The sequence below is a fragment of the Streptomyces sp. NPDC054841 genome (genome assembly GCF_053611045.1).
In genome coordinates this window covers 1-5,641 of record NZ_JBSGZO010000516.1, presented here as the reverse complement: position 1 = coordinate 5,641, position 5,641 = coordinate 1, and the positions used below count along the sequence as shown (strand labels likewise).

Below are 5,641 nucleotides of genomic sequence, written 5' to 3'. Positions count from 1 at the left end.
TGCACAACCTCGCCCTCGCCGGATAGACAGCCGGTCCGCACGACGGCCAACCACGCCCGAGACAGCTCGAAGATCATTTACGGGACAACCCTTAGGTTCCGGGTCGGCCAAGGTGGTCAAGCCGGCGGATCCCGACTGACGCGCGACGGCTGCCACCAACTCTTCAGGCAGCTCAACTCCTTCAGCGCAACAGCGACAGCCCCCGGGCCTCCTCCAACGGCACGCTGTACCGCACGACGTCCAGTCCGGCTGACGAGGAGGTGTCCCAGCCTGGATAGCCCAGACAGCCCACCGTTTCCGGACCGGCGTCACCGACGCGGCTGCGCTTGATTGGTCACCTCGCCGGTCAGCTGTCGAGCCGGACGGAACGCCAGAGTCGGCTGGTGCGGCTGATCAGCCCTTGCTCTTTCCAGCCGGCCGAGCAGGTAGGCGACCGAGCCCGTACTGGACAGGCCGACCATGCGGCCGAGCTCCCGGATCGATGGCGCTTCCCCGTGGTCCGTGTTCCAGCTGCGCAGCGCCTGCATGATCTGGTCCTGGCGATCTGTCGGTCCGACGTCATGCCGCCCTCTGCGGGTTATGGGTGCGGGCGGCCCGCTGCAGGAGAAATTGTCAATATCTGTGGATCATGCGTTCTATAGACTCGCCGGATGACCAGCGACCTTCTCTCCCTTACCGTCCTGGGGTGCGCGACGCCCTATGCGAGCGTGGACAACCCGTGCTCCGGCTATCTGGTGTCCAGCGGCGAGACTCGGGTCTGGGTGGACGCGGGCAGCGGGACGTTGGCGCAGCTGCAGCGGCATGTGCGGCTCGATGAGGTGGACGCGATCTGGATCTCGCACCTGCATGCCGATCACAGTGCGGACCTGCTCACCGCCTATTACGCGGCGCTCTTCGCGGACATTCAGCTTGCCGTGCCCATCCCGCTGTACGGGCCGCCGGGCATCGCTGACCGGCTGGCCCACTTCCTGACCAACAGCTCGACACGTAGCCCGGTCGAGTCCGCCTTCGCCGTCCATGAGCTGCATGACGGGCATCAGGCACGCGTCGGTGCACTCGCGATGACCAGCCGTGCGGTGGAGCACGGCATCCCGGCCTTCGCCGTGCGCATCGAGGCCGAGGGCCGATCGCTGGTCTACTCCGGGGACACAGCGCCGTGCGCGAACCTCACACGGCTGGCCGACGGGTGCGATGTGTTGCTGTGCGAGGCCGAGAGCGCCCAGGCGCCGGCCGAGGGCGATCAGGTGCACCACACGCCCGAAGACACCGGTGACACGGCCAGCGTGGCCCGGGCGGGCCGGTTGATCGTCACGCACGTCGGCCGTTTCCATACTCCGCAGCAGGCGGTGGCACGTGCCTCGGCTCGGTTCGACGGTCCCGTCGACTATGCCGCGCCCGGTGCCACTTTCTCGATCGGCTAGGCCGCAACCTCCTCGGGCCGTTCGACGAGGTGGCCGCGTTCGAAGCGGGCCCCTGCTCGGACGAGGGCGACGAGGTGGGGTGCGTTCACGGCTCGCCAGCGGGCCTGGGCGGACTCGACGAGCTTGAACACCATCGCCAGGGCGGCGGCTCGGGATCCGGCGCCCTTGGTGACTTTGGTCCGCAGACGGACAGTCGCGAAGGTCGACTCGATGGGATTGGTTGTCCGCAGGTGGATCCAGTGCTCGGTGGGGAAGTCGTAGAACGCTAGCAGCTCGTCCTCGTCATCGACGATCTTCTTGACGGCCTTGGGGAACTTCGCGCCGTACTGCCTGGCGAACGCCTTGACCGCGGTGACCGCGTGCTCCTTGTCCTCAGCGTTGTAGATGTCCTGGATGGCCTTCTTCGCCGCGGCCTGGGCCGACTTCGGGTGGCTGTCGAGGCAGTTGGCCGTTTTGTGAACCCAGCATCTTTGGTGCCGGGCTTCGGGGAAGACCTCGTTCAACGCCTTCCAGAAGCCAAGGGCGCCGTCGCCGACGGCGAGGACGGGAGCGTGCATGCCGCGCCGTTGGCAGTCCCGCAGCAAGCTCGCCCAGGATTCCGAGGATTCGCGGTAACCGTCTGCCATCGCGATCAGCTCCTTGGTGCCGTCCGCGCGTACCCCCATGATGACCAGGACCGCGGCCTTCGCCTCCTCAAGGCGAATCCGGAGGTGGATGCCGTCGGCCCACACGTAGACGTAGTCCGTGGCGGACAGATCGCGCTCTCCGAACGCCTTGTGATCGGCCTGCCACTGGGCGGTCAGCCGGGTGACGGTGGCCGGAGACAGGCCGGCAGAGGAGCCGAGGAACTGCTCCAGCGCGGGCACAAAGTCGCCGGACGACAGGCCGTGGAGGTAGAGCAGCGGCAGCACCTCACTGATCTTCGGTGACTTGCGGCACCACGGCGGCAGGATCGCCGAGGAGAACCGTTTGCGCTCGCCGGTTGCCTCGTCGATGCGCTTGTCGTTGACGCGCGGGGCCTTCACCTCGACCGTCCCGGCCGCGGTGGTGACCTTCCTGGGCTGGTGGTAGCCGTTGCGGACCACCAGGCGGCGCCCGTTCTCGTCTCGATGGTCGACCAACTCGGCTATGTAGGAATGACTTCAGCCTCCAGGGCGGCGGCCAGCATCCGCCTCGCGCCCTCGCGGACGATGTCGTCGATCAGGGAGCCGGTCTCGGTCGTTCCATCGGCATTCACTACGCTCAGCACGGGCGTGCCTTCCCGACCGACGGTGCAACGTCGGCCTACTCGATGACCAGAAGTCGATCACTCGGGAAGGTACGCCCTTCGCGTCCAACCCGAGGCCGCCCCGAGGGGTTCACGTCCCTCGACGTCACGATCCGCTCCGTGGACTACAGCCTCACCCGGGCCGCGCGGAACCTCCCGTGGGACGTGCTGGCCGGCGGGATGCGCGTCAAGGAGTAGCGCGGCAACCCGACCTACGCCGACGACCTGTCCGGCCTGCTGGACCACCTGCCATTCGTGGTGGAAGCCGGATGCGGAACCAGCATCGAGGCCGGTATCCAGCCGCTGCACTGGCTGCACGAGGTCTACCGGGTCACCGCCCGCGCGGGGAACGACCTCACCCAGGGCTACGCCTTCACCCTCGCCCCGGCCGCCGACATCCTGATCAAGGAGATCCTGACCGACACGGTCCGCAAGGTCGACGACATGGTGTCGATGTTCCGCTCCCTGGCGCTCGCCGAGCCGACCAGCGCGCACCGGGCCCTGAATGCCTTCCTCGACGCAGGACACATGGTCGGCCCGGTGGCCACCCACAACTTCGACCGACTCTTCGCCCGCGCCGGACTGGAGGAGGCGTTCATGCGCCGCTACGACCAGCGCACCCCGTACATGCCGTTCCCCGACGACGCCAAGGCCCTGCTCGTCATCGGTCTGCACGCCGACCGGCGCCAGGTCCAGGCCCGCGCCCGCGAGTGCGGCATGCCGATCTTCTACCTCGACACCGAGGGCGTCGCCGAGAACGGAGTCCACCAGCACTACCTCATCGAGGGCGCCCGGGAGGGCGACGTCGTGGTCCGCTCCGAGGCCACCCCCGCCCTGCTCCGCCTGGCCGAACTCCTCGACGTGAACGTCTGATTGAAGCCAAAGGCGCCCCGGGCGCCGCTCCCGCACCGATAGCGTCTGGGGGCACATCGGGCACGGTGTGCCCCCGACCAAGACAAGGACCTGCAATGCGTGTTTCCGTGATCGGCTGTGGTCACCTCGGCATCCCGCACGCGGCGGCGATGGCCGAACTCGGCCACGAGGTCATCGGCGTGGACGTCGACCAGGCCAAGGTCGATCGGCTCAACGCCGTCGAATGCCCCATCTACGAGGCCGGTCTCCCCGAACTGCTCGCTCGCCACACCGCGAGCGGGCGCCTGCGGTTCACCACCAGCATCCCCGAGGCCGCCGCCTTCGCCGAGCTGCACTTCATCGGTGTCGGTACCCCCATCGACGCCGACGGCCGCTCCTACGACACCGGCCAGGTGTACGGCGCCATCCGCCAACTCGCCCCCACCTCGACCGGCCGTGCACGATCGTCGGGAAGTCGACCGTAACCGTCGGCACCACCCGCCAGGTCACCTCCCTCGCCCAGCGCCTGGCCCCGCCGGCGAACGCGTCGACGTCGTATGGAACCCGGAGTTCCTCCGCGAGGGACACGCCGTCGATGACACCCTGCGCCCGGACCGCCTCATCGCCGGACTCACCACCGCCGAGGCTGAAAAGGCGATCCGCGCCGTCTACGCCCCCATCCTGGACGCCGGTGTCCCCCTGTTCGTCACCGACCCGCAGACCGCTGAACTCGCCAAGGGCGCCGCGAACACCTACCTCGGTCTGAAGATCAGCTACATCAACGCCGTCGCCGACATGTGCGAGGCTGCCAGCGGCGACGTCTCCCAGATCGTGGACATCCTCGGTATCGACCCCCGAATCGGCAGCGGCGGCATGAGGCCCGGCATCGGCTACGGCGGCGGCTGCCTCCCCAAGGACGTCCGCGCCTTCACCGCCTCCGCCCGGCAGCTCGGCGCCGACCAGGCCGCTGCCCTCCTGCGCGCGGCCGAGGAGATCAACGAGACCCGCACCGACGTTGCCCTGGGCCTCATCACCCGCGCCCTGGGCAACCGGCCCATCGAGGGTGCCCGGGTCACCGTGTGGGGTGCCGCGTTCAAGCCCGGCACCAACGACGTCCGCGAATCCCCGGCCCTCGCTCTTGCACAGGCCCTCCAGCAGGCCGGCGCCACCGTCACTGTGCACGACCCGCAGGCCGTGGCCACGGCCATGATCCGCAACCACGAGTTCGACTACACCGACGACCTGCCTGCCTCCCTCGACGGCGCTGATCTCGTCGTCCTGGCCACCGAGTGGCCCGAGTACCGGCAGGCCAACCCCGCAGTCCTCGTCGACCGCCCCGACAACCCCCTGCTCGTCGACTGCCGCACCACCCTCGACCCCGAGCCCTGGCGCGCGACGGGCTGGACCGTCCACCAGCTCGGACGCCCCGGGAAGTAGAACCGGGCCCCTGAGTGGCAAGGCCCCCGCAAGACGTCATCAAACCCTGGAAGGTCGTGGAGGTATCGCGCTGTGAACAGTGAGGACGTTGTTCTCCGTCGTGCGGGCACCGCCGACGCGCTCCCCGCGGCCGATGTCTGGCTGCGTTCCTTCGACGTCGCGCTGCCGTCGGTGCGCCGTGCGCACGACGACGCCGAGGTGCGGGACTGGTTCTCACGCGTGCTGGTGCCGCAGTACGAGACCTGGGTGGCCGTCACCGAGAACAGTGTGGTGGGGGTCTTGGTGCTCAACGGCGGGGAGCTGAAGCAGCTCTACCTCGACCCAACGTGGCGCGGGCGGGGGCTGGGCGATCGGTTCATGGCTCTGGCCAAGCAGCGGCAACCAGAGAGGCTGGCGCTGTGGACGTTCCAAGTCAACGAAGCGGCACAGCGGTTCTACGAACGGCACGGCTTCATCGAGATCGAGCGAACGGACGGGCAGCGCAACGATGAGCGAGAGCCGGACATCCGCTACGTCTGGCAGCCCCACAAGTAGCACCGGGCGAGGAGAGTGATCAGGCCCGGGGAGTGGGCCGACCGCCCTGGGCCGAGCGATCGCCACGGCAGCCGGGGGGCAAACCGGGCACGCTGACGGCGAAGGCGGTCACCCGAACTCGGGGTGACCG

The 5,641-nt window shown here is 68.6% G+C and carries 4 protein-coding genes and 2 pseudogenes; 4 read left to right on the top strand and 2 right to left on the bottom strand.

What is annotated here, in order from left to right:
• Window positions 1–308 precede the first annotated feature (308 nt).
• A complete protein-coding gene (locus ACWGI8_RS38145; RefSeq protein ID WP_453668025.1) occupies window positions 309–527 on the bottom strand; it encodes a LexA family protein in 219 nt (72 codons plus the stop codon).
• Between the two features lie 123 nt (window positions 528–650).
• Here ACWGI8_RS38145 and ACWGI8_RS38140 point away from each other — a divergent pair, with 123 nt between their 5' ends.
• Window positions 651–1,421 (top strand): MBL fold metallo-hydrolase, encoded by a 771-nt coding sequence (locus tag ACWGI8_RS38140; protein WP_453668024.1) that lies wholly within the window; start codon window positions 651–653, stop codon window positions 1,419–1,421.
• Here ACWGI8_RS38140 and ACWGI8_RS38135 read toward each other — a convergent pair.
• A pseudogene (locus ACWGI8_RS38135) lies at window positions 1,418–2,670 on the bottom strand (IS256 family transposase). The gene ACWGI8_RS38140 and the pseudogene ACWGI8_RS38135 overlap by 4 nt on opposite strands.
• Before the next feature lie 273 nt (window positions 2,671–2,943).
• Here ACWGI8_RS38135 and ACWGI8_RS38130 point away from each other — a divergent pair.
• The 3 genes and pseudogenes from ACWGI8_RS38130 (at window position 2,944) to ACWGI8_RS38120 (ending at window position 5,511) form a co-directional block, all read left to right on the top strand.
• Window positions 2,944–3,561: a hypothetical protein gene (locus ACWGI8_RS38130; protein WP_453668023.1), complete on the top strand. Its 618-nt coding sequence runs from the start codon at window positions 2,944–2,946 to the stop codon at window positions 3,559–3,561.
• 95 nt (window positions 3,562–3,656) lie between these two features.
• Window positions 3,657–4,977: pseudogene (locus ACWGI8_RS38125) on the top strand (UDP-glucose dehydrogenase family protein).
• Window positions 4,978–5,049: 72 nt separating this feature from the next.
• Window positions 5,050–5,511: a GNAT family N-acetyltransferase gene (locus ACWGI8_RS38120; RefSeq protein ID WP_453668022.1), complete on the top strand. Its 462-nt coding sequence runs from the start codon at window positions 5,050–5,052 to the stop codon at window positions 5,509–5,511.
• Window positions 5,512–5,641: the final 130 nt, after the last annotated feature.

Excerpts from the sequence above, each read along its gene's own strand:
- ACWGI8_RS38145 (WP_453668025.1), bottom strand. The coding sequence starts at position 527 with ATGCAGGCGCTGCGCAGCTGGAACACGGACCACGGGGAAGCGCCATCG.
- ACWGI8_RS38140 (WP_453668024.1), top strand. The coding sequence starts at position 651 with ATGACCAGCGACCTTCTCTCCCTTACCGTCCTGGGGTGCGCGACGCCC.